The organism is Arthrobacter sp. P1_D4 (genome assembly GCF_056406115.1).
This window is the reverse complement of sequence record NZ_JBFUAU010000009.1, coordinates 279,273-299,215: the sequence shown is the minus strand read 5'-3', so window position 1 is coordinate 299,215 and position 19,943 is coordinate 279,273. Positions and strand designations below refer to the sequence as shown.

Genomic DNA, 19,943 nt, shown 5'->3' with positions numbered 1-19,943 from the left:
ACCGGGACCTGCTCACCCGGCTCGGGACGACTCCCGCCGAAGCAGGCGCCCCTGCCAACACCGCACAGCACGGCACCGGAACCAGACACGGCACCGGGACGCTGCTGTTCACCGGCCCCGTCACCGCCGGCACCCTCCGCAAAATCGCCTGCGACGCCGACATCATCCCCGTCGTCCTCGGCGGCGAGGGCCAGGTCCTGGACATCGGCCGCGCCTCCCGCGTCTTCCCGCCCCACATCCGCAAGGCCATCACGGCCAGGGACCGGGGCTGCGCCTTCCCGCAATGCACCATCCCGGCACCCTGGTGCGAGGCCCACCACATCACCTACTGGTCCCGCGCCGGAACCACCGGAACCGGCAACGGAACCCTGCTCTGCTCCCATCACCACCACGTGATCCACAAGGAACACTGGAGCATCCAGATGCGCACCGGAATCCCCTGGTTCATCCCGCCACCCCACCTCGACCCCGCCCGGACACCCCGACGGAACACCTACTTCCGGCCCGACCAGTAGCGCCCAGTTATTTAGGTGCTCGTTATGTAGGTGCCCGCTTTCGGCCATGACGGCCTTGTGCGAGCCATGCGGTGAGGACTCGTTGGGGTTCTTGGGGATGCTGGCCCGGGGAACCGGGCCAGCCCGCCCAATCCCGGGAGGCTTCAGAGGAACGACGTTAGAGGAACTCGGCCCGGCCTTCCATTGCCGAGGACGCCAGTGCGTGTTCCCGCCGCGGGATCCTGCCGGCCGCTTTCGCTAGCCTGCCGGCGATGACGGCATGTTTGAAGGCCTCGCCCATGAGCACCGGATTCTGCGCACGGGTCACCGCCGTAGCCAACAGCACAGCGTCGCAGCCGAGTTCCATCGCCAGGGCAGCGTCCGAGGCCGTGCCGATCCCGGCATCCAGCACCACGGGCACGGACGCGCGCGAGACGATCAGCTCGATGTTGTGCGGGTTCAGGATGCCCAGTCCGGTGCCGATCGGGGCGCCCAGCGGCATCACGGCCGTCGCGCCGAGGTTTTCGAGCCGGAGGGCAAGCACGGGGTCGTCGTTCGTGTAGGCGAAGACCTTGAAGCCTCGGGCCACGAGCTGTTCGGTTGCGTCCACGAGTTCGACGGCGTCCGGCAGCAGTGTGTGCTCGTCGGCAATGACTTCGAGCTTGACCCAGTCCGTTTCCAGGGCCTCCCGCGCAAGTTCGGCGGTCAGGACGGCGTCCTTGGCGGTGAAGCAGCCTGCCGTGTTCGGCAGCACCCGGATCTGATGGTCCTCGAGCAGCTGGAACAGCGAGCCCGTCTCCGCTGGCGAATAGCGGCGCATCGCCACCGTGGTCAGCTCCGTCCCGGACGCCACCAGCGCCGCCCCGAGCCCGTCCAGGCTCGGGGCACCGCCGGTTCCCATGATGAGGCGGGAGCCGAGCCTTACGCCGTCGACCACGAACGGATCGGCCACCGCACCGGTCATGGGGACAACATGTGTTCCTGCGAATGTCGTCTCGTTCATGCTGGTCATCCTCCCTGGACTGCCGTGACGAGTTCGACGTCGTCGCCGTCGGCGAGGGCCGTGGCGTGCCACTGGCTGCGCGGCACCACTTCGGCGTTGCGGGCGACGGCGACACCGAGCTTCCGCCCGTCGGCGGCGCGGCCGTCGGGGCCGATGCTCCGGCCCGTAAGCTGGGTGACGAGTGTGGAGACGGAGGCGCCGTCGGCGACGCTCTGCTCCGTTCCGTTAAGTCGGATGTTCATGCTGCTTCCTTCTTGGGGCTGTCCCCGGACGTAACCGGGATGCGGGAAAAACGGTCCGGGCGGAACCCGCCCCAGCGCGGGTCCGGCGTGAAGTCCATGAGTTGCCGGCACACGGCGGCGGCGGGGGGGGTCAGCAGGACGCCGTGCCGGAAGAATCCTGTGGCGATGATGAGTCCCGGGACGTCCCCGCCGTCCGCTCGTGCGACCCGCCCCAGCAGCGGGGCATTGTCCGGAGTGCCGGGCCGCGCCCGCGCCGTGGCTTCTAAAAGCTCCAGCTCGGCGACCGCAGGCACCAGCTGCTGGGCATCCCGCAGCAGCTGGTAAATACCGCCGGCGGAAACCGCGTGCGGATCCGACGGTCCATCCTCCCGCTGGGTGGCCCCGATCACCACTGTGCCGTCCTGGCGGGGGACGATGTACACCGGGATGCCGCGCACCATGCCCCGCACGGTGGCCGTGAGCAGCGGCTGCAGATGCGGAGGCACGCGAAGCCGGAGGATGTCGCCGTAGACGGGCCGCAGCGGCAGCGCCAGCCCGGCCGGAAGCTCCTCGAGCGCGGCGGCGCCGAGCCCGTTGGCCACCACGGTCTCCGCAGCCCGCACGGAACCGCCGCCGGCCAACCGCACACCCGCCACCTGTCCGTCCTGCCACAGCAGGCCCGCCGCGCGCCGCCGGACGAAGCTGCCGCCTTCCGCACCGAGTACGCCGGCGAGCCGGGTGATCAGCAGGCGGGGGTCCACCTGGTGGTCGGCCGGGATGTCGAAGGCACACGAGATGCCGGGACTCAGCAGGGGCTCCCGGGTGCGCGCCTCGCGCACTGTCAGTGGCTCCACGGCCAGGCCGCATGCCTGCTGGACTTCCCTCAAGTCCGCGAGCGCGCGCCGGTCCGCCGCGTCGGCCCCCACCGCCAGGGTCGGCGTCGTTAAGTAGCCGGTACCCGCCGGGGAATCCGCGCCGGCGGCACCGGCGTCGAGAGCCGCAGCGAATCCTGGCCACAACCGGGAGGCCTCAAGCATCAGTTCCAGGAGCTGCTCCTCCTGGTAGTGCAGTTCACTCACGGGGGCCAGCATGCCGGCGGCGGCCCAGCTGGCTCCGCTGCCGGGAGCATCATCGATCAGGACCACGGATCGGCCCGAGCGCATGGCCTCGAACGCGATGCCATGGCCGATCACCCCGCCACCGATCACGGCCACGTCGGCACTCGTATCCCCCGCGATGATTCCCTCTGCGGTACCGGGCCCTGTGTCACAAACCTGGGCGGCGGCGTCATTTGCGGCTCCGGCTGCACGGCCTGCTCGTGTGCCCATGAAAAATTCCTTCCCTACGCCGGTACTAGCCGGATCAGGTCAAGCGGTCGGCTCTGACGCCCTCTCAGCCGGGCAGCGGCGATATGGCTGCTGCGGGCTCCCGCGGTATGCGCCCAGTTTAGAGGAACTAGGCTGGTCCCATGAGCCAGGACCCTCTCCACACCACCGCCCGCCTCTATCTCTGCACCGACGCCCGCAGGGACCGCGGCGACTTCGCGGACTTCGTGGACGCCGCCTTCGCCGGCGGCGTGGACATCATCCAGTTGCGCGACAAGTCGCTCGAGGCCTCCGAGGAGCTGGAACTGCTGGAGGTCCTGCACACCGCGGCGCAGCGCCACGGGCGGCTGTGGGCCGTCAATGACCGGGCGGACATCGCCTCCCTGTCCGGAGCTCCGGTGTTCCATGTCGGCCAGAAGGACATTTCGCTCGACGCCGCCCGCGGCTTTCTCGGCAAGGATGCCGTGATCGGCCTGTCCACCCACAGCCCGAAGCAGGTGGACGCCGCCATCGCTGCCGCGCCCGGCCGCAGAGGGCTCGATTATTTCTGTGTGGGCCCCGTGTGGGCGACGCCCACCAAGCCCGGACGCGCCGCCGTCGGCCTCGATCTGGTGCGCTACGCCGCCCAGGCGATCGGCGGGGCGGACGCGGAGGGAACCGGCAGGGTCAACGAAAGCGTGCTGCCGTGGTTTGCGATCGGCGGGATCGACCTCAGTAACGTGGAGCAGGTAGTCGATGCCGGTGCCCGGCGGATCGTTGTGGTCCGGGCGATTACCGAGGCCGCTGATCCGGCCCACGCCGCCGGAGCCTTGCTGGCGGCGTTGGACGCCGCCGCATCCTAAGCAGGTCCCCAGCCCGTAATGCCGGCCGGCACTGAAACTATCCGGCGAGACCCAGCTCCGTCATCCGGCGCGCGTGATTCGCTGCGAGTTCGGCCGCCAGGCCGTTGACCAGCGCCCGGGCGCCGGCGTCGTCCAGCCCCGACAGTCCGCCGAGGAACGCGTGCTCAGCGCTGACACGCTGGGCGTGGTTCAGTACCTCCCCCAGCAGGCGCCTGGCCCACAACGCCAGGCGCGACGCCAGCCGGGGGTCATCGGCCAGGGCCGCCTTGAGGCGCGCCTGCAGCACGGCCGTGGACTCACCGGTGGAGCGGACCTGTCCGATTAACTCACGGGTCGCGGCGTCGACGTACCGGCCTACGACGCCGTAAAAGTCCGCGGCGACCGTGTCGATCACGTAGGCCTTCATGAGGGCCTCGTACCAGTCCGACGGGCGCGTGCGTTCGTGGAAGTGGTCCACCGAGGGCTGGAACGGCAGCATGGCGGCCTCCGTATCCAGGCCCATGTGCTCGAGCCGGGTCCGGACGAGTTCGTAATGCTGGAACTCGACCACGGCCATCCTGCCCAGCACCGCACGGTCATGCAGCGTGGGCGAGTACCGGGCACTCGAGGACAGCCGCTCGAAGGCGGAAAGCTCGCCGTACGCCAAGACTCCCAGCAGTTCGGCAAGGAAGCTGTTGTAGAGGGCAGGATCGTCCGCAGTTGCGCTCATCATCCAAGACTAATAGCGGAAATCGGGCTACCCTGATTTTCGTGTCCCATCATCGCCTGACCCCCAGTGTCCACGAGCAGCAGAACCAGCTTGCCGGGGCCCTCAAGGCGTTGCGCACCACGCTGGAACTGCCCGGCCCGTTCCCCGAAGTTGTGCTCCGCGACGCGGAGGCAGCAGTGGCCGAGCACAAGCTCCCGGACCTTGACCTCACGCATGTCGAGTTCGTGACCATCGATCCGGCGTCGTCCACCGACCTGGACCAGGCCCTCTTTATCGAACGGAGCGACGGCGGCTACAAGGTCTTCTACGCCATCGCCGACGTCCCCTCCTTTGTCGCCCCGGGCGGGGCGCTCGACGCCGAAACCCGGCGCCGCGGCCAGACCTTTTACACCCCGGACGGCCGGATTCCGCTGCATCCGGAGATCATCAGCGAGGCCGCCGGCAGCCTGCTCGCCGGGCAGCTGTGCGCGGCGTTCGTCTGGGAGTTCGAACTCGACGCCGCGGCAGAGGTCGCCTCGGTCCTCGTGCGCCGGGCACAGGTCCGCAGCCGCGCGAAGCTCAACTACAAAGGCGTCCAGGCCGAGCTCGACGCCGGCACCGCGGCGCCCGTGCTGCAGCTGCTGAAAGAAGTAGGGCTCAAACGGGTGGAACTGGAACGCCTGCGCGGCGGCGCGAGCCTGAACATGCCGGAACAAGAGATCCAGCAACTGCCCGACGGCGGCTACCGGATCGTGGCGGCCCCGCCGCTGCCGGTGGAGGACTGGAACGCCCAGATTTCACTCATGACCGGGATGGCCGCCGCGGCGCTCATGCTCCAGGGCAAAGTCGGCATCCTGCGCACCATGCCCGCCCCGGACGAGGCGTCACTGCGCCACTTCCACCGGCAGACCCACGCCCTCGGCAAGCCCTGGGACGGGGAAATGCGCTACGGCGAGTACCTGCGGACCCTTGACCCGACGGACCCCCGGCAGCTGGCCATTGTGCATTCAGCAGGGATGCTCTTCCGCGGTGCCGGATACACACCCTTCGACGGCACAGTGCCCAACGCCGCCGTCCAGTCCGCCATCGGCGCCGCCTACGCCCATTCCACGGCACCGTTGCGGCGGCTGGTCGACCGCTTCGTGCTGGTGATCTGCGAGGCCCTGAGCAACGGCACCGAGGTTCCTGCCTGGGCCAGGGAGGCGCTGCCGTCCCTCCCTGCCATCATGGGCACCTCGGACCAATTGGCCGCGAAACTGGAGCGGTTGTCGCTGGACACCGTTGAAGCGGCGCTGCTCGTCAACCACGTCGGCCAGGAATTCGACGCTGTCGTCATCTCCGGTCCCAAGCCGGCCAAGGGCACCAACGGCACCAGCAACGGCAACGGCGGGAAGACCAACGGCAACGGAAACGGCCCGTCCGGGATCGTCCAGATCGCCGAGCCCGCCGTGACCGCACGATGCCCCGGCGAACTGGAACCGGGCACCAAAGTCCGGGTCCGGGTGGTGTCCTCGGACATCGCCACACGGGAAATCCAGCTGGAGCTCGTGGGCTGACGGCCCGCTGGCGGTCCGCAGGCCGTCCCGACGCCGTCCCCACGCCGTCGCCAGCCAGCGCTCCCGGTGCCCTCCCGGTCACTTCCCGAGGCGCAATCACCCGCCCAGTCGAGGATCCGCGGCTTGTACAGCTAGACTGAAGAGGTAGAAATGGATGCCCGGTCGTTGATTTCCATGATTTTCGAATTCAACAAGCCCGCCCCTACGCGATCTTGAGATACACCCGCTGGTCCCCAGTGCCAGCATTTAGATAGCCCGCGATCGGCTTCCACTGGAATTGCTTGCGCGCCTGAGCGTGCTCCGGAACGGCCACCACGGCCGCCCCCGTTGAGCAAGCAGCGCAGCCCAAAATGAATAAGGAAACTCCCCTGTGAGTGAATTGCACACGCACCAGCTTCTGACCGATGAGTCCGGCACGGAGACCATCGAGCCCGAAGAGACCATCATCTCGGACGAAAAGCCGCACGAGATTGCCGAGAAGACCTTTGCCGACTTCAGTGTCCGCGCGGACATCGTGGAGTCCCTGGCCGACGCCGGCATCACCCACCCCTTCCCGATCCAGGCCATGACCCTGCCGGTCGCACTGGCAGGGCATGACATCATCGGCCAGGCCAAGACCGGTACTGGCAAGACGCTCGGCTTCGGCATCCCGGCGCTGCAGCGCGTCGTCGGCCGCGACGACGCCGGCTTCGACAAACTGGCCGTTCCCGGCGCCCCGCAGGCCCTGGTGATCGTCCCCACCCGCGAGCTCGCCGTCCAGGTAGCCAAGGACCTCGAAAACGCCGCAAAGAAGCGCAACGCCCGCATCGCCACCATCTACGGTGGCCGCGCTTACGAGCCGCAGGTCGAGGCGCTGCAGAACGGCGTCGAGGTTGTCGTCGGCACGCCCGGCCGCCTGATCGATCTCTTCAAGCAGAAGCACCTGAGCCTGAAGAACGTCAAGATCGTCATCCTCGACGAAGCCGACGAGATGCTGGACCTCGGGTTCCTGCCGGACGTCGAGACCCTGATCGCCGGCACGCCCGCGGTCCGCCAGACGCTCCTGTTCTCCGCCACCATGCCCGGCCCGGTCATCGCCATGGCCCGCCGCTACATGACCCAGCCGACCCACATCCGCGCCGCGGACCCGGACGACGAGGGCCTGACCAAGCGCGACATCCGCCAGCTGATCTACCGTGCCCACAGCATGGACAAGGTGGAAGTGGTAGCCCGCATCCTGCAGGCCCGCGGACGCGGCCGGACCATCATCTTCACCAAGACCAAGCGCACCGCCGCGAAGGTGGCCGAGGAACTGGTGGACCGCGGTTTTGCTGCGGCCGCCATCCACGGTGACCTCGGCCAGGGCGCCCGCGAACAGGCGCTGCGCGCCTTCCGCAACAACAAGGTGGACGTCCTCGTTGCCACCGACGTCGCCGCCCGCGGCATCGACGTCGACGACGTCACCCACGTGATCAACTACCAGTGCGTCGAAGACGAGAAGATCTACCTGCACCGCGTCGGCCGCACCGGCCGTGCCGGCAACAAGGGCACCGCCGTGACCTTTGTTGACTGGGACGACATGCCGCGCTGGGGGCTCATCAACAAGGCCCTCGGCCTGAGCTACCCCGAGCCCGTGGAAACTTACTCGTCCTCGCCCCACCTGTTCGAGGAACTCGACATCCCCGCAGGCACCAAGGGCCGTCTGCCGCGCGACAAGCGTGTGCTGGCCGGGGTCGACGCGGAGGTCCTCGAAGACCTCGGCGAGACCGGCAAGAAGAACTCGCGCACCAGCGCAAAGGACAGCGGAAGGGACGGCGCAAAGGACGCCAGCCGCACTAGCAGTCGTGACGGCGCCCGTGAAGGCAGCCGCACGAGCAGCCGTGACGGCGCCCGCGAGGGCAGCCGCACCGGCGGACGTGACTCGCGCCGCAGCGGCACCGAAGCCGGCGGACGCTCCGGCGACCGCCGTCGCCGTCCCGCCGAGGCCGATGCCGCCACGGCGTCCACCGCGAACGGACAGGGACCGGAAGCTGCCGCCGCTCCGGCGAAGGCCCCCACCGAGGTGGACCGGGCGACCCGAGCCCGGCGCCGGACCCGCACCCGCCGCCGCAACGGCGAGGTAGTGGCCGGCGGCGACGCACAGCCGAGCGGCGCCGAGGCCTAATCCCCTCCATGACTGACACCGTCTGGGCGCCGGACGGCAGCAACCTGGTGGTTCACGCGGACAACGCGGAATACCTCCCCACGCTGCCGGACGGCGCCTTCACACTGATTTACGTGGACCCGCCCTTCAACACCGGCCGGGTCCAGCGGCGCCAGGAAACCAGGATGGTGCTCAACGCCGGCGGCGAGGGTGACCGAGTCGGGTTCAAGGGCCGGTCCTACGACACCATCAAGGGCGCGCTGCACAAGTACGACGACGCGTTCAGCGATTACTGGTCCTTCCTCGAGCCCCGGCTCGTGGAGGCCTGGCGGCTCCTGGCCGACGACGGCACCCTGTACCTGCACCTGGACTACCGCGAGGTGCACTACGCAAAGGTGATGCTGGACGCGATCTTCGGCCGCGAATGTTTCCTGAACGAGATCATCTGGGCGTACGACTACGGTGCACGGGCCAAGTACCGCTGGCCCACCAAGCACGACAACATCCTCGTCTACGTCAAGAACCCGGCAAAGTACCACTTCGACAGCGCCGAGGTGGACCGTGAGCCCTACATGGCGCCCGGACTGGTGACCCCCGCCAAGCGCGAGCTCGGCAAGTTGCCCACGGACGTGTGGTGGCACACTATCGTTTCGCCGACCGGCAAGGAGAAAACCGGCTACCCGACGCAGAAGCCGGAGGGGCTGATCCGCCGCGTGGTTGCTGCCTCGAGCCGGCCGGGCGACTGGTGCCTGGACTTCTTCGCAGGTTCCGGCACGCTCGGGTCCGTGGCCGCGAAACTCGACCGCAGGTTCGTGTGCGTGGACCAGAACCAGCCGGCCATCGACGTCATGGCCAAGCGCCTGGCCGCGCAGGCGCAGTTCACGTCTTTCCCGACGGTCTGACCCGCCGCCCTCACCGCGCCCCGCCGTTCCCGGGGCCGGGGCGGCTTTTCAGCGCACCACGTGCGAGCCTGTGCCCAGTTCCTCGATCCGGGCAAAGACTTCTGCGGAGGTCAGGTTCTCGCCCAGCAGGTTCGGCTTTCCCGCGCCGTGGTAATCGGAGGACCCTGTGACCAGCAGGCCATAGCGTTCGGCGATGCGGCGCAGGAACGTCCGGCCCTCCTCGGGGTTGTCCCGGTGGTAGATTTCCAGGCCGGCCAGACCGGCGTCGATCATCTCCCGGTAGGTCCCCTCCCCCACGATCCGGCCGCGGGCGGATGCCACGGGGTGGGCGAACACCGGGACGCCCCCGGCTGCACGGACCAGTTCGACGGCGAGCGCCGGCTCCGGCGCATAGTGCTGGACCCAGTAGCGCGAGCGTGCTGTGAGGATGGAACCAAAAGCCTCGGCCCGGTCTTCCACCACACCGGCCGCGACGAGCGCGTCGGCGATGTGCGGGCGGCCCAGGGTGGCCCCCGGCGCGACGTGGTGAATCACGTCGTCCCATGTCAGCGGGTAGTCCTCCGACAAAAGGGTGACCATCTTCTGCGCCCTCGTGTGCCGGGCGTCCTTGGACTTGGTGATTTCCTCAAGCAGTCCGGGATGCGCGGGGTCGTGGAGGTAGCTGAGCAGGTGGACGCTGATGCCTTCCGCGGTGCGGCAGGAGATCTCCATCCCCGGGACCAGCGCGACCCCGGCTTTCCGGGCGGCGACGGCGGCCTCCGCCCACCCGGCAGTGGAATCGTGATCGGTCAGGGCGATGACGTCGAGGCCCGCGGCGGCGGCGGACTCCATGACGCCGGCCGGCGCCTGGGTGCCGTCGGAAACGTTGGAGTGCGCATGCAGGTCGATCCTCACCTCACCAGCCTAGTAGATGGCAGGATCCAAAGCCTCGGCCCCGTCGTGCCGGGGCCCTGCAGCGGCCCTGCAGCGCGAGCGCGCCGTTGGCCTAAGCCGCGGCGCTGGTGAGACTATGGGACGGTGAACGATGCAGATAACACCCTAGTCTCCGCTTCCCAGCCCCTCGAAGAGCGCGTCAACAACCGCTCGCAGCGGCCCAGCTCCGACGCCTTCAAGGCCTTCATGGCCAGCAACTGGGCGCCGGCCTCGCAACAGCTCCCCGAGCGGGACGCCGTCGCGGGCCACGCCGCAGGCCGGCGCCGCTCCATCTCAGGCCAGTTCAAAGGTGAACGCCTGGTCATCCCCGCCGGTCCGCTGAAGGTCCGCTCGAACGACTGCGACTACCGCTTCCGGCCGCACTCCGCCTTCGCGCACCTCACCGGCCTCGGCCTGGACCACGAACCTGATGCGGTTCTGATCCTGGAACCGGTCGCGGAGGGCACCGGCGACGACGGCGGAAACCACCACGCCACGCTGTACTTCCGCCCGTTGGCCGGCCGCGACACCGAGCAGTTCTACGCCGATTCCCGCTCCGGGGAGTTCTGGATCGGCGCACGCCCGACCCTGGCCGAGTTCAAGGTCAAGCTGGGACTCGACACGGCCGACATCGCCGAACTCGAACTCGCCATCACCAAGAATGTCGGCGCGCCGGAAATCGGCGGAATCTCCATCAGGCTGGTCCGCAAGGTTGACGAGAACATTGATGCGCTCGTCGACACTGCCCGCTACAACACGGCCAAGGACCCCGACAACCTCGACCTGAGCGTGCTCGACGCCCTGGATGAGAAACTCACAGAGGCCCTCTCGGAACTGCGCCTGCTCAAGGACGAGTGGGAAATCGAACAGATGAAGATCGCCGTCGCCGCCACCGTGGCCGGCTTCACCGAGGTGGTCAAGGCGATCCCGCGGGCGCTGACCCACCACCGCGGCGAGCGCGTCGTGGAAGGGGCGTTCTTCGCCCGGGCCCGCGAGGAAGGCAACGAGCTCGGCTACGACACCATCGCCGCCTCCGGCAACAACGCCACCGTGCTGCACTGGACCCGGAACACCGGCAAGATCAACGCGGGCGAACTGCTGCTGCTGGATGCCGGAGTCGAGGCCGATTCCCTCTACACCGCGGACATCACCCGTACCCTGCCGGCCAACGGCAAGTTCTCCGAGGTCCAGCGCAAGGTCTACGAGGCAGTGCTCGACGCCGCCGACGCCGGCTTGGCCGCCGCCCAGCCGGGCACGAAGTTCCGGGACATCCACACGGCAGCCACCACGGTGCTGGCCGAGCGGCTCGCCGAATGGGGCCTCCTGCCCGTCTCCGTCGAGGAAGCCGTGAGCACCGAGGGCCAGCAGCACCGCCGGTGGATGCCGCACGGCACCAGCCATCACCTCGGCCTCGACGTCCACGACTGTGCCCAGGCGAAGCGTGAACTCTACCTCGACGGCGTGCTCACGCCCGGCATGGTGTTCACGATCGAACCCGGCCTGTACTTCAAGAGCGAGGACATCGGCATCCCCGAGGAATACCGCGGCATCGGCGTCCGGATCGAGGACGACATCCTCATGACGGCGGACGGCCCGGTCAACCTCAGCGCCGCACTGCCGCGCAAGGCCGACGACGTCGAGTCCTGGATGGCGGGCATCTACCTGGAAGTGGACGGCCAGACTCCGTAGGTCAGTCAGGCAGTAAACAGCAAGAAAAGCAGCAAAAAAGGGAGGGTCCCGGATGTCCGGGACCCTCCCTTTTTGCTGCCTGTTTTTGCCTGGCCTCCGTGTTGCCCGGTTTAGTGCTGCTGGCCGTCCTGGCCTGCCGCGGGCTTCTCGCTGTCCGTGACCCTGACCCCGTACTGCGGGCGGCCGTCCGGGAGATCCGGATAGCTCACCCCGGAAACCCGGCCGGCCGGGCGGGCCGCCGCCTCCTCAGCCGCGGCCGGTGCCGTCGGAGCGGGGCCCGCGGGGCCCTCCTGCTGGGGTGCACCGCCCTGGTACTGTCCGGCCGGGTCTGCGCCGGTCTCCGGCGTTCTCTGGCCGTACGGGTCGTTCCAGCCCGCGGGGCGCTGCGGCGCATGGGTCTGCTGTCCCGGCTGCTGTGGGCCGGGCTGCTGCGGTGCCTGATGACGGTAGTCCTGCTGAGCGAAACCGCCGGCCGCGGCACCGGACGCGTCATGCGCCGTCATAGGCAGCTGGTGGAGCAGGCGCCGCGCTTCGCCGGCGGCCTCGAAGGAGACCACGACGTCGTAATTGGTCGCGACCACCTGGCTGGTTGAGGTGAAGTCACGCTTGCCGCGCTGCATGGCGTACGTGACGATGCCAAACAGCATGAAGAACGCGGCACCCATCAGCACTGACGTCACAATCGAGAAATAACCGGGGGTTGTGGAGAAGAAGGACAGCATGACGCCGACGAACAGGCCGAACCACATGCCGCTGAGGGCGCCGGAGAGGGCGACGCGGGGGTAGGTAAGCCGGCCGGTCACCCGCTCGACCATCTTCAGGTCATTGCCCACGATCGACACCATCTGCACGGGGAACTGCTGGTCAGCCAGGTAGTCCACCGCCTTCTGGGCATCCAGGTAGGAGTTGTAGGAACCGACAACGTCGCCTCTCGGGACGGTGCGTGCCTCGTCCGAGCCGTTGGGGGCACCGGCCCTGGGAGCACCAAAAATGTTTGACATATGCCCATTCTCACCCATCGGGCTGGTGTGCGGCTGGAAATTCAGCTAAAAGAGAGCAGACTCGGTAGCCTGTAGGGGTGAGCACGAATCTTTCGCGAGTGTTTGTCGCGCGCCTCCTCGGACTGGACGTCTTCGACCCTTTGGGCGACCGTCTGGGTCGGCTGCGCGACGTCGTGGTGCTCTCCCGCGGAACCAGGGGCGCCCCGCACGTGGTGGGCATCGTCGTCGAGGTCCCCGGCAAGAAGCGCGTCTTCGTGCCGATGACCCGGATTACGTCCATAGACCAGACCCAGGTCATCTGCACCGGGCTGGTCAATCTTCGCCGTTTCGAACAGCGCGGCGCGGAAACCCTCGTGGTGGCCGAAATGTTCGACCGCCGGGTGACCCTTGCGGACGGCAGCGGCGACGCGACCATCGAGGACATCGCCATGGACCGGCACCGCTCCGGCGACTGGTTCGTCAGCAAGCTCTTCGTCCGCCGCGGCCACTCCCTCTCGCCCCTGAGCCGGCTGCGCCGCAATGAAACCCTCATCATCGACTGGGCCGATGCCCGGCAAGGCGCCAAGACCGAGCCACAGGCCGCCACCCAGTTCGTGGCCACGCACGAGGACCTCAAGCCCGCCGACTTCGCCGAGGCCCTGCAGGAAATGAGCGACAAGCGCCGCTTCGAGGTTGCGAGCGAACTCCAGGACGAACGGCTCGCGGACGTCCTGCAGGAGATGCGCGAAGGTGATCAGGTGGAGATCCTCTCCGCCCTGGACGTCAACCGCGCCGCCGACGTCCTCGAGGAGATGGATCCGGACGACGCCGCCGACCTCCTCGCCGAACTCCCCAGCGCCCAGGCTGAAGAACTCCTGCAGTTGATGGAACCCGAAGGCGCCGAAGACGTCCGCCGCCTGCTCGAATACGACGAGGACACCGCCGGCGGGCTCATGACGCCCGTGCCGGTAATCCTTCCCCCGGAAGCAACCGTCGCCGAGGCACTCGCGCACGTGCGCCGCGAGGAACTCTCCCCCGCCCTGGCGTCGTCGATCTTCGTCGCCCGGCCCCCGTTGGAGACGCCGACGGGACGATTCCTCGGCGTCGTCCATATCCAGCAGCTCCTGCGCTTTCCGCCGCCGGAGCCGCTGGGCAATCTGGTGGACAAGAGCCTGGAGCCGGTCTCCGACCAGGCCCACATCAGCGAGGTCGCCCGCGCGCTGGCAACGTACAACCTCAACTCGCTTCCAGTTGTCAACGATGACGGACGGCTTGTGGGGGCGGTGACTGTTGACGACGTGCTTGATCATCTGTTGCCGGACGACTGGCGCGCCCACGAGGACGATGCCCCGATAAGAAAGCTTGGAGGCCGCATTGGCTGATCCCACAGCACCACGGACCTCCAATGTCCGCCCTGGCGGCAGGACCACCGGCGGTCTCGACACGCCCCTGAGCGGCCGGCAGCGTATCCTGCCCAACTTCCGTCCCGACCCGGACGCCTTCGGCCATGCCACGGAAGGCTTCGCCCGTTTCATGGGAACCCCCGCGTTCCTGATGTACATGACGGTGTTCTGCTTGTTCTGGCTGGGCTGGAACACGTGGGCGCCGGAGGAATGGCAGTTCGATTCACGGGCGCTGGGCTTCACGCTGCTGACCCTCATGCTGTCCCTGCAGGCCTCCTACGCCGCGCCCCTGCTGCTGCTGGCCCAGAACCGCCAGGACGACCGCGACAAGGTCTCGCTGCAGCAGGACCGCCAGCGGGCCGAGCGCAATCTCTCCGACACTGAATACCTGACCCGGGAACTTGCGTCCCTGCGCATCGCGCTGCGCGAGGTCGCCACCCGCGATTACGTCCGCGCCGAGCTCCGCAGCCTGCTGGAGGACATGCTGGAGGCCCAGGAGGAACTGCGCACCCACGATCCTTCCGCCGGCGCCCACGAGACCCCGCGGGAAAAGGTCAAGGAGAAGATGAAGGAGCGGCGCGACAAGCAGCGCAGCCCCCGGACCCAGCAAATCCCCCGGGTAAAAGCCGGCGGCAAGCGCGATGACCCGGCCAAGGACCGTGTGCAGGACTCTTCACGGGACCCGACAGGGAACCCTTCGGGGAAACTGCCGAACCCGTCGGCGAACCACTCCGAGGCCGCGGCCGATCCCACCCGCCAGCCCGCACACCGCACCATCCCCGAAAGCTGAGCATCGCCCGCATGAGCACCCCGCTGGAACAGGCAGTGCACGGCGCACTTGCCACCGTGATCGACCCTGAGCTCCGCCGCCCCATCACCGAGCTCGGCATGGTGGAGTCCGTTGAGATCGGCGACGGCGGCCGCGTGCGGATCGCGGTGCTGCTGACCATCGCGGGCTGCCCGCTGCGCGGCACCATCACGGCGGACACCGAGGCTGCCTTGTCCGCCGTCCCGGGCGTCACCGGCGTGGACGTGGACCTTAAAGTGATGACACAGGTCCAGCGCGACGCCCTCAAGGAGCAGTTGCGGGGCGCCGGCGCCCAGCGCGGCATCCCGTTCAACGCGCCGGGCTCGCTGACCAAGGTGTACGCCGTCGCGAGCGGCAAGGGCGGCGTGGGCAAGTCCTCCGTCACGGTCAACCTGGCGTGCGCCCTGGCCGCCCAGGGGCTCCGTGTGGGGATCGTGGACGCGGATGTGTACGGTTTCTCCGTTCCGGCGCTGATGGGCATCACACAGGCCCCCACGCGGGTGGACGACATGATCCTGCCGCCCGTGGCCTACGGGGTCAAGGTCATCTCCATCGGCATGTTCGTCACCGGGAACCAGCCCGTGGCATGGCGGGGCCCGATGCTGCACCGGGCGCTCGAGCAGTTCCTCACCGACGTCTACTTCGGCGACCTCGACGCCCTCTTCCTGGACCTGCCCCCCGGCACAGGCGACATCGCGATCTCCGTCGCCCAGCTGCTGCCCAAGGCGCAGATCCTCGTCGTGACCACCCCGCAGGCGGCCGCCGCGGATGTTGCCGAGCGGGCGGGTGCGATCGCCACCCAGACGGGCCAGACCGTGGCCGGCGTCGTGGAAAACATGTCCTACCTTGAAATGCCCGACGGCGGCAGGATGGAACTGTTCGGCAGCGGCGGCGGCGCCGTGCTCGCCGAGCGCCTCTCGGCCACCGTGGGTGAGGACGTGCCGCTGCTGGGCCAGATTCCGCTCGAAGTCCTCCTGCGTGAGGGTGGGGATTCCGGAGTGCCGCTGGTGCTGGGCCGTCCGGAGACGCCTGCGGCCGTGGCCTTGGCGGGGATCGCCGGCAGGCTGGCGTCGGTTCCCCGCGGCCTCAAGGGCATGCCGCTGGGTCTGCAGCCCCGCTGACAGGGCCCCGTGCCGGCGGATGCCGACACGGAAGCCCGCTGACAAGGCCCGGCCGCATCCCTGCGAAGGCACTGCGGCAGGTCCGCCGCGGGAAGTCCTAGGTCGCCTCTGAGTCGAAGGGTGCCGGTTCGCCCTCGGGCAGCCGCTCAAGCACCCGCTCGGGGCGGTGCACGGCGACGGCAGTCGCGGCAGCGGCCGCGGAGACCGTTGCGGGTGCCCCGGCGCTCATCGGCTTGGTGTCATCGTCAAGGAGCGCTTCCTTGATGATGCGGCGGGGATCGTACTGCCGCGGATCGTACTTCTTCCAGTCGACCTCATCGATGTCGATGCCGACTTCTTCCTTGATCTGTTCCCGCGCACCGGACGCCATCCGGCGCACTTCCTTGACAATGTTGGCAAGTTTCTGGGTGTATTCGGGCAGCCTGCTGGGACCAATCACCAGAAGGCCGATGATCAGCAGAAGTAAGAACTCCGGTCCATTGATTCCAAGCACTTTAGGAAGGTTACCCTCTCGCTCGGGCTGGCGACGATTCCGCGAAGTCCGTATGCCGGCCATGTCCGGCCCGTCCCTGCCTCACGGTGCCAGGTGCTCCAGGATTCTGCTCAATCCACGCTCGATCCGTTCCGGAATTCCGTTGTGCGAGGCCGGCACGGGAGCGCCACTGCTGACCCGGCTCAGAGCGGCAACGCCGTCGTCCGCCTGCTCGGCCGGCAGGTCCGAAATGTACGTGTATGTCGCCGCCGAGGTCTGGTAGATGGCCCGGTAGGGCGGGGCGGGGTTTACCCAAAGAAAGCCATTCCCGGGTTCGGGGGCGGCCGACGGCGTGCCGGCCTTGGCCGGGATGAAGCCGTCTGCCACGGCGGTGTGTCCGGTCAGCACGTTGATGGGCGAAACTTCGGCCCGTGCCGGTGCGGGGGGCGCCGSGGGCGCCCGCGTCGAGGCATGCTGCTCAAGGACCGTGGCGAAGTGCCGGCCATCCGTGAGGCGAAGTTCCAGGACCTCGTCCCCGGAGATGACGCCGGCACGGGCCCAGATGAGGTGGAATCCGAGCTCGTGCAGCTCCGGACATGTCCATCCCTGCGAGCGGAACGCGGCAAGCTCACCGGTGTTCAGCGTCCCGGAAGGGGTGAAGTCGGGCTCGCCGCCGAGGCCGAACGCGACACGGGGCCCAGTTCCCTCAGCGCCGGGGACGCCGGATCCGCTGGCGTCGAACAGCTCCGTTGCACCGAGCGGCTCACCGCTGGCGGGCAGCCCGGGGGCATCCGGGTGGGCGAGGGTGGCAGTCTCTGCGCCCTCGGCGGGGACCGCGTCGTCGCCGCCCATGACGTACGCGGTGCCGGTCATGAGGGCCAAGGCGGCGACGGCTCCGCCGACGGCAAGCACCGGCAGGCGCGGGCCGCGGCGGCGGGCGCGGTGTGGACCCGCGGCGGCGGCGTGACCGGCGACCGGTGCCGCGGTCCCTGGCCGACCCGGCAGGGGGTGTCCCGGCGGTAACCGGTCTGAGGGCCACGGACGATGGCCGGCCCCGGCGGCGTCCGCCGCGCCCGGCCGTTCCGCTGCGTCCAATACTTCCGCTGCGCCGGCCGGTTCGGGGCGTTCCGCCATGGCCCGTTCCGGCGCTGAAGGTGCCGCAGGTGTAGGAGCTGTAGCTGCTGGCGCCGTAGCTGCCGGGGCTGTTTGTTCCCGCTCCGCTTCGGCGGTCCGTTCCGCCGCCGCCCGTTCCGCGGCCAGCTGACCGGTCCGTGCCAGGAGCCGTGCAGTCAGGTCCTCACTGGCCTCGGGCACGGCGGCGCCGCGGAGCTTCTCGAGGTACTGGCGTTCGCGCTGTTGCCGGGCGCGGCATTCGGCACATGCTTCCACGTGGTCGTGGCGGCCGGCGGCCCATTTCCGGGTAGCCCCGGGCCCGCACCAGAACTTGCAGCCTGGTGCTCCCAGTAAACGTCTCAGCAGACCCATTGACCGGTTCAGAGGAGGCCGGCGATGCGCGGCATCTTGAGCCGCGGCTTGAGGGACTGCTTGGCCGGCTGCGCCGGGCGCGGGTCGCGGTGCGCGAGCTTTTCACGGAGTATTGTCCGGCCGCGGTGAATCCGGGACCGGACGGTCCCGAGTTTGATGTCCAGCGCGGCGGCGACTTCGTCGTAGGAGAGCCCTTCGAGGTCGCACAGCACGACGGCGGCGCGGAAGTCGGGCGGAAGTTCCTCGAGCGCTGCCTGGACATCGACGTCGAGGTTGTTGAATTCGAAGCTTTGCTCCGGCCCGGGCTCCCGGCCCGGCAGCCGCGACTCGGCGTCGTCGGCCAAAGCGTCAAAGCGGATCCGGCTCTTGCGACGGGCCTGGTCCAGGAACAGGTTGGTGGTGATCCGGTGCAGCCAGCCATCGAGCGTGCCGGGCTTGAAGTTCTCGAGTGAACGGAACACCCGGACGAACACCTCTTGGGTGAGATCCTCGGCGTCGTACTTGTTTCCGGTCAGCCGGTACGCAAGGCGGTAGACCTTGGCGGAGTGGTTCGTCACCACTTCCTCCCAGGTCGGCCGGACCCATTCGGCTTCCGCCGCGGTCCGGGACTGGCCGGTTGAATCTGTTGCCTCAGTTGCCGGGACAGGTGCCAGAATCGACATCGTCCACTCCCCTCGTGGATGGTACCTACGCCTGAATTGTGCCTGCTTGCACAGGTTCCTGCACCATTCATTCGACGCCGATCACCACGCGGATGAGCGGATACCCATCATTTCAAAATAAGCTGGGAATTTCCTGATCCACCGCGGTCTTCCGCCGAAGGCAGAACGACCCCCTCCGGCCGGGGCCACGGTGCTGCCGCCTCCGCGTCCCGTCCCGCCGGACACAGTACGCTGTAGGGAACACTCCCCTGCCGCCCAGAAAGCGATATCCCATGAGCGCCGATAAGTCCACGAGCTGGTCCTATGCAGAAGATCTGCCTGCCGAGGATGAGGTCCTGTTGCACGCGCGCGAACGGTCCTTCGAGCTTGGCGTGACCCCGATCGGGCCCGGCGTGGGCGCCGTGCTGACGGTGCTGGCGGCGGCGTCCAAGGCACAGACCGCCGTGGAGATCGGCACCGGCGCGGGCGTGTCCGGCGTGTGCATCCTGCGCGGGCTGGGTCCGCAGGCTGTCCTGACCACTATCGACGTCGACGTCGAACACCTCAAGGCAGCGCGCGAAGCGTTCCAGGAGGCCGGCAGCCCCGCCAACCGCACCCGCACCATTTCTGGCCGGGCCGGGGATGTCCTGCCGCGGCTTACGGACGGCGCCTATGATCTCGTCTTCATTGACGCGGACAAACCGAACTACCCCAGCTACGTCGAACAGGCCGTGCGGCTGCTCAAATCCGGCGGGCTGCTGATCGTCAATGATGCCCTCGACAAGGACCGGGTCGCGAACCCGGCCGCCCGGGAAGCCACCACCGTGGTGTTGCGCCAGATCGGCAAGTCCATCCGCGACGACGACCGTCTCGCCTCCGCCATGCTGCCCACCGGAGACGGCCTGCTGATCGCGGTGAAGAAGTAGCAGCCAGGATTCACTAGCCCGGGTCCAAGGGGCGGGTACTGACAGCAAAGGGCGGGGTCCGCAGCCTAGTGGCCGGGACCCCGCCCTGTTGCGAAGCTCTTGGCGTGACGCTATTCGGTGACGCCGACGAGGCATTCCTTGAGGTTCGTCGCCTCAGCGGCATTGAGTTCGACTACAAGCCGCCCCCCGCCTTCGAGCGGAACACGCATGATCAGGCTTCGTCCCTCTTTCGTCACTTCCATAGGGCCGTCGCCGGTGCGTGGTTTCATTGCCGCCATAAGGAATATCCCCTCCATTAGTCCCTGACATACCAGCCCGGCCGGGCTGCGTCCGCTTGGCCAATCAAGCCGTCC

The 19,943-nt window shown here is 68.4% G+C and carries 20 protein-coding genes and 1 riboswitch; of the genes, 10 read left to right on the top strand and 10 right to left on the bottom strand.

Annotated elements, in window-relative coordinates:
* A partial coding sequence (locus AC1D0A_RS11510; RefSeq protein WP_476945814.1) for an HNH endonuclease occupies window positions 1–515 on the top strand: 515 nt, incomplete at its 5' end.
* Window positions 516–672: 157 nt separating this feature from the next.
* Here the strand turns inward: AC1D0A_RS11510 and AC1D0A_RS11505 are convergent.
* The 3 genes from AC1D0A_RS11505 to thiO all read right to left on the bottom strand — a co-directional run bounded on the left by AC1D0A_RS11505 (window position 673) and on the right by thiO (window position 3,046).
* Window positions 673–1,458 carry a thiazole synthase gene (locus AC1D0A_RS11505; RefSeq protein WP_143264658.1) on the bottom strand — a complete coding sequence of 262 codons (786 nt, stop codon included), beginning with the start codon at window positions 1,456–1,458 and terminating at the stop codon, window positions 673–675.
* A gap of 44 nt (window positions 1,459–1,502) precedes the next feature.
* Window positions 1,503–1,739, bottom strand: a complete 237-nt coding sequence (gene thiS / locus AC1D0A_RS11500; protein ID WP_028278094.1) for a sulfur carrier protein ThiS — start codon at window positions 1,737–1,739, stop codon at window positions 1,503–1,505.
* Entirely contained in the window at window positions 1,736–3,046 is a 1,311-nt protein-coding gene (gene thiO, locus AC1D0A_RS11495) for a glycine oxidase ThiO (RefSeq protein ID WP_476945813.1), read from the bottom strand. Before thiO ends, thiS begins: the two co-directional genes overlap by 4 nt.
* Window positions 3,040–3,160, bottom strand: a riboswitch (TPP riboswitch). Its footprint overlaps the gene before it by 7 nt.
* A gap of 26 nt (window positions 3,161–3,186) precedes the next feature.
* Here thiO and thiE point away from each other — a divergent pair.
* Window positions 3,187–3,885 carry a thiamine phosphate synthase gene (thiE, locus tag AC1D0A_RS11490; RefSeq protein WP_476945812.1) on the top strand — a complete coding sequence of 233 codons (699 nt, stop codon included), beginning with the start codon at window positions 3,187–3,189 and terminating at the stop codon, window positions 3,883–3,885.
* A gap of 37 nt (window positions 3,886–3,922) precedes the next feature.
* Here thiE and AC1D0A_RS11485 read toward each other — a convergent pair whose 3' ends face one another.
* The gene (locus tag AC1D0A_RS11485; protein WP_243182240.1) at window positions 3,923–4,597 is read right to left on the bottom strand and encodes a ferritin-like fold-containing protein; all 675 of its coding nucleotides are present in this window, start codon (window positions 4,595–4,597) and stop codon (window positions 3,923–3,925) included.
* A gap of 38 nt (window positions 4,598–4,635) precedes the next feature.
* Between AC1D0A_RS11485 and AC1D0A_RS11480 the strand changes: the two genes are divergently transcribed.
* From AC1D0A_RS11480 to AC1D0A_RS11470, 3 genes are all read left to right on the top strand, one after another.
* Window positions 4,636–6,129, top strand: a complete 1,494-nt coding sequence (locus tag AC1D0A_RS11480; RefSeq protein ID WP_243182239.1) for an RNB domain-containing ribonuclease — start codon at window positions 4,636–4,638, stop codon at window positions 6,127–6,129.
* Between the two features lie 370 nt (window positions 6,130–6,499).
* Window positions 6,500–8,272: a DEAD/DEAH box helicase gene (locus tag AC1D0A_RS11475; RefSeq protein WP_476945811.1), complete on the top strand. Its 1,773-nt coding sequence runs from the start codon at window positions 6,500–6,502 to the stop codon at window positions 8,270–8,272.
* 8 nt (window positions 8,273–8,280) lie between these two features.
* Window positions 8,281–9,153 (top strand): DNA-methyltransferase, encoded by an 873-nt coding sequence (locus AC1D0A_RS11470; protein ID WP_028278091.1) that lies wholly within the window; start codon window positions 8,281–8,283, stop codon window positions 9,151–9,153.
* Window positions 9,154–9,201: 48 nt separating this feature from the next.
* On the opposite strand, the gene AC1D0A_RS11465 is transcribed toward AC1D0A_RS11470, so the two are convergent.
* Window positions 9,202–10,047, bottom strand: coding sequence for a PHP domain-containing protein (locus AC1D0A_RS11465; protein ID WP_243182264.1), 846 nt, complete (start codon window positions 10,045–10,047; stop codon window positions 9,202–9,204).
* Window positions 10,048–10,170: 123 nt separating this feature from the next.
* Here AC1D0A_RS11465 and AC1D0A_RS11460 point away from each other — a divergent pair, with 123 nt between their 5' ends.
* A complete protein-coding gene (locus tag AC1D0A_RS11460) occupies window positions 10,171–11,754 on the top strand; it encodes an aminopeptidase P family protein (protein ID WP_243182263.1) in 1,584 nt (527 codons plus the stop codon).
* A gap of 110 nt (window positions 11,755–11,864) precedes the next feature.
* Here AC1D0A_RS11460 and AC1D0A_RS11455 read toward each other — a convergent pair whose 3' ends face one another.
* A complete protein-coding gene (locus AC1D0A_RS11455; protein WP_243182262.1) occupies window positions 11,865–12,755 on the bottom strand; it encodes a YflT domain-containing protein in 891 nt (296 codons plus the stop codon).
* A gap of 77 nt (window positions 12,756–12,832) precedes the next feature.
* Between AC1D0A_RS11455 and AC1D0A_RS11450 the strand changes: the two genes are divergently transcribed.
* Genes AC1D0A_RS11450 through AC1D0A_RS11440 form a run of 3 tightly spaced genes read left to right on the top strand, consistent with a single transcriptional unit; the run spans window position 12,833 to window position 16,066 of the window.
* Window positions 12,833–14,116, top strand: coding sequence for a magnesium transporter MgtE N-terminal domain-containing protein (locus AC1D0A_RS11450; RefSeq protein ID WP_028275668.1), 1,284 nt, complete (start codon window positions 12,833–12,835; stop codon window positions 14,114–14,116).
* Window positions 14,097–14,927, top strand: a complete 831-nt coding sequence (locus tag AC1D0A_RS11445; RefSeq protein WP_439954158.1) for a DUF1003 domain-containing protein — start codon at window positions 14,097–14,099, stop codon at window positions 14,925–14,927. The genes AC1D0A_RS11450 and AC1D0A_RS11445 overlap by 20 nt, the downstream gene beginning before the upstream one ends.
* An 11-nt stretch (window positions 14,928–14,938) precedes the next feature.
* Complete coding sequence (locus tag AC1D0A_RS11440) at window positions 14,939–16,066, top strand: Mrp/NBP35 family ATP-binding protein (RefSeq protein ID WP_243182261.1); 1,128 nt, start codon at window positions 14,939–14,941, stop codon at window positions 16,064–16,066.
* A gap of 97 nt (window positions 16,067–16,163) precedes the next feature.
* Here AC1D0A_RS11440 and AC1D0A_RS11435 read toward each other — a convergent pair whose 3' ends face one another.
* The 3 genes from AC1D0A_RS11435 to sigE all read right to left on the bottom strand — a co-directional run bounded on the left by AC1D0A_RS11435 (window position 16,164) and on the right by sigE (window position 18,685).
* Entirely contained in the window at window positions 16,164–16,559 is a 396-nt protein-coding gene (locus AC1D0A_RS11435) for a twin-arginine translocase TatA/TatE family subunit (protein WP_028275671.1), read from the bottom strand.
* A gap of 81 nt (window positions 16,560–16,640) precedes the next feature.
* Window positions 16,641–17,927 carry a hypothetical protein gene (locus tag AC1D0A_RS11430; protein ID WP_476945810.1) on the bottom strand — a complete coding sequence of 429 codons (1,287 nt, stop codon included), beginning with the start codon at window positions 17,925–17,927 and terminating at the stop codon, window positions 16,641–16,643.
* Window positions 17,928–18,031: 104 nt separating this feature from the next.
* Window positions 18,032–18,685, bottom strand: coding sequence for an RNA polymerase sigma factor SigE (sigE, locus tag AC1D0A_RS11425; RefSeq protein ID WP_028275673.1), 654 nt, complete (start codon window positions 18,683–18,685; stop codon window positions 18,032–18,034).
* A gap of 272 nt (window positions 18,686–18,957) precedes the next feature.
* Between sigE and AC1D0A_RS11420 the strand changes: the two genes are divergently transcribed.
* Window positions 18,958–19,590, top strand: coding sequence for an O-methyltransferase (locus tag AC1D0A_RS11420; RefSeq protein ID WP_018773821.1), 633 nt, complete (start codon window positions 18,958–18,960; stop codon window positions 19,588–19,590).
* A 110-nt stretch (window positions 19,591–19,700) separates the two neighbouring features.
* On the opposite strand, the gene AC1D0A_RS11415 is transcribed toward AC1D0A_RS11420, so the two are convergent.
* Window positions 19,701–19,868: a DUF3117 domain-containing protein gene (locus AC1D0A_RS11415; RefSeq protein ID WP_079550332.1), complete on the bottom strand. Its 168-nt coding sequence runs from the start codon at window positions 19,866–19,868 to the stop codon at window positions 19,701–19,703.
* Window positions 19,869–19,943: the final 75 nt, after the last annotated feature.

Bases quoted from the DNA above. Each gene is read 5' to 3' on its own strand.
- AC1D0A_RS11505 (WP_143264658.1), bottom strand. From the start codon at position 1,458: ATGACCGGTGCGGTGGCCGATCCGTTCGTGGTCGACGGCGTAAGGCTC.
- thiS (WP_028278094.1), bottom strand. From the start codon at position 1,739: ATGAACATCCGACTTAACGGAACGGAGCAGAGCGTCGCCGACGGCGCC.
- sigE (WP_028275673.1), bottom strand. From the start codon at position 18,685: ATGTCGATTCTGGCACCTGTCCCGGCAACTGAGGCAACAGATTCAACC.
- AC1D0A_RS11455 (WP_243182262.1), bottom strand. From the start codon at position 12,755: ATGTCAAACATTTTTGGTGCTCCCAGGGCCGGTGCCCCCAACGGCTCG.
- AC1D0A_RS11420 (WP_018773821.1), top strand. From the start codon at position 18,958: ATGAGCGCCGATAAGTCCACGAGCTGGTCCTATGCAGAAGATCTGCCT.
- AC1D0A_RS11440 (WP_243182261.1), top strand. From the start codon at position 14,939: ATGAGCACCCCGCTGGAACAGGCAGTGCACGGCGCACTTGCCACCGTG.
- AC1D0A_RS11415 (WP_079550332.1), bottom strand. From the start codon at position 19,868: ATGGCGGCAATGAAACCACGCACCGGCGACGGCCCTATGGAAGTGACG.
- thiO (WP_476945813.1), bottom strand. From the start codon at position 3,046: ATGGGCACACGAGCAGGCCGTGCAGCCGGAGCCGCAAATGACGCCGCC.
- thiE (WP_476945812.1), top strand. From the start codon at position 3,187: ATGAGCCAGGACCCTCTCCACACCACCGCCCGCCTCTATCTCTGCACC.
- AC1D0A_RS11470 (WP_028278091.1), top strand. From the start codon at position 8,281: ATGACTGACACCGTCTGGGCGCCGGACGGCAGCAACCTGGTGGTTCAC.
- AC1D0A_RS11485 (WP_243182240.1), bottom strand. From the start codon at position 4,597: ATGATGAGCGCAACTGCGGACGATCCTGCCCTCTACAACAGCTTCCTT.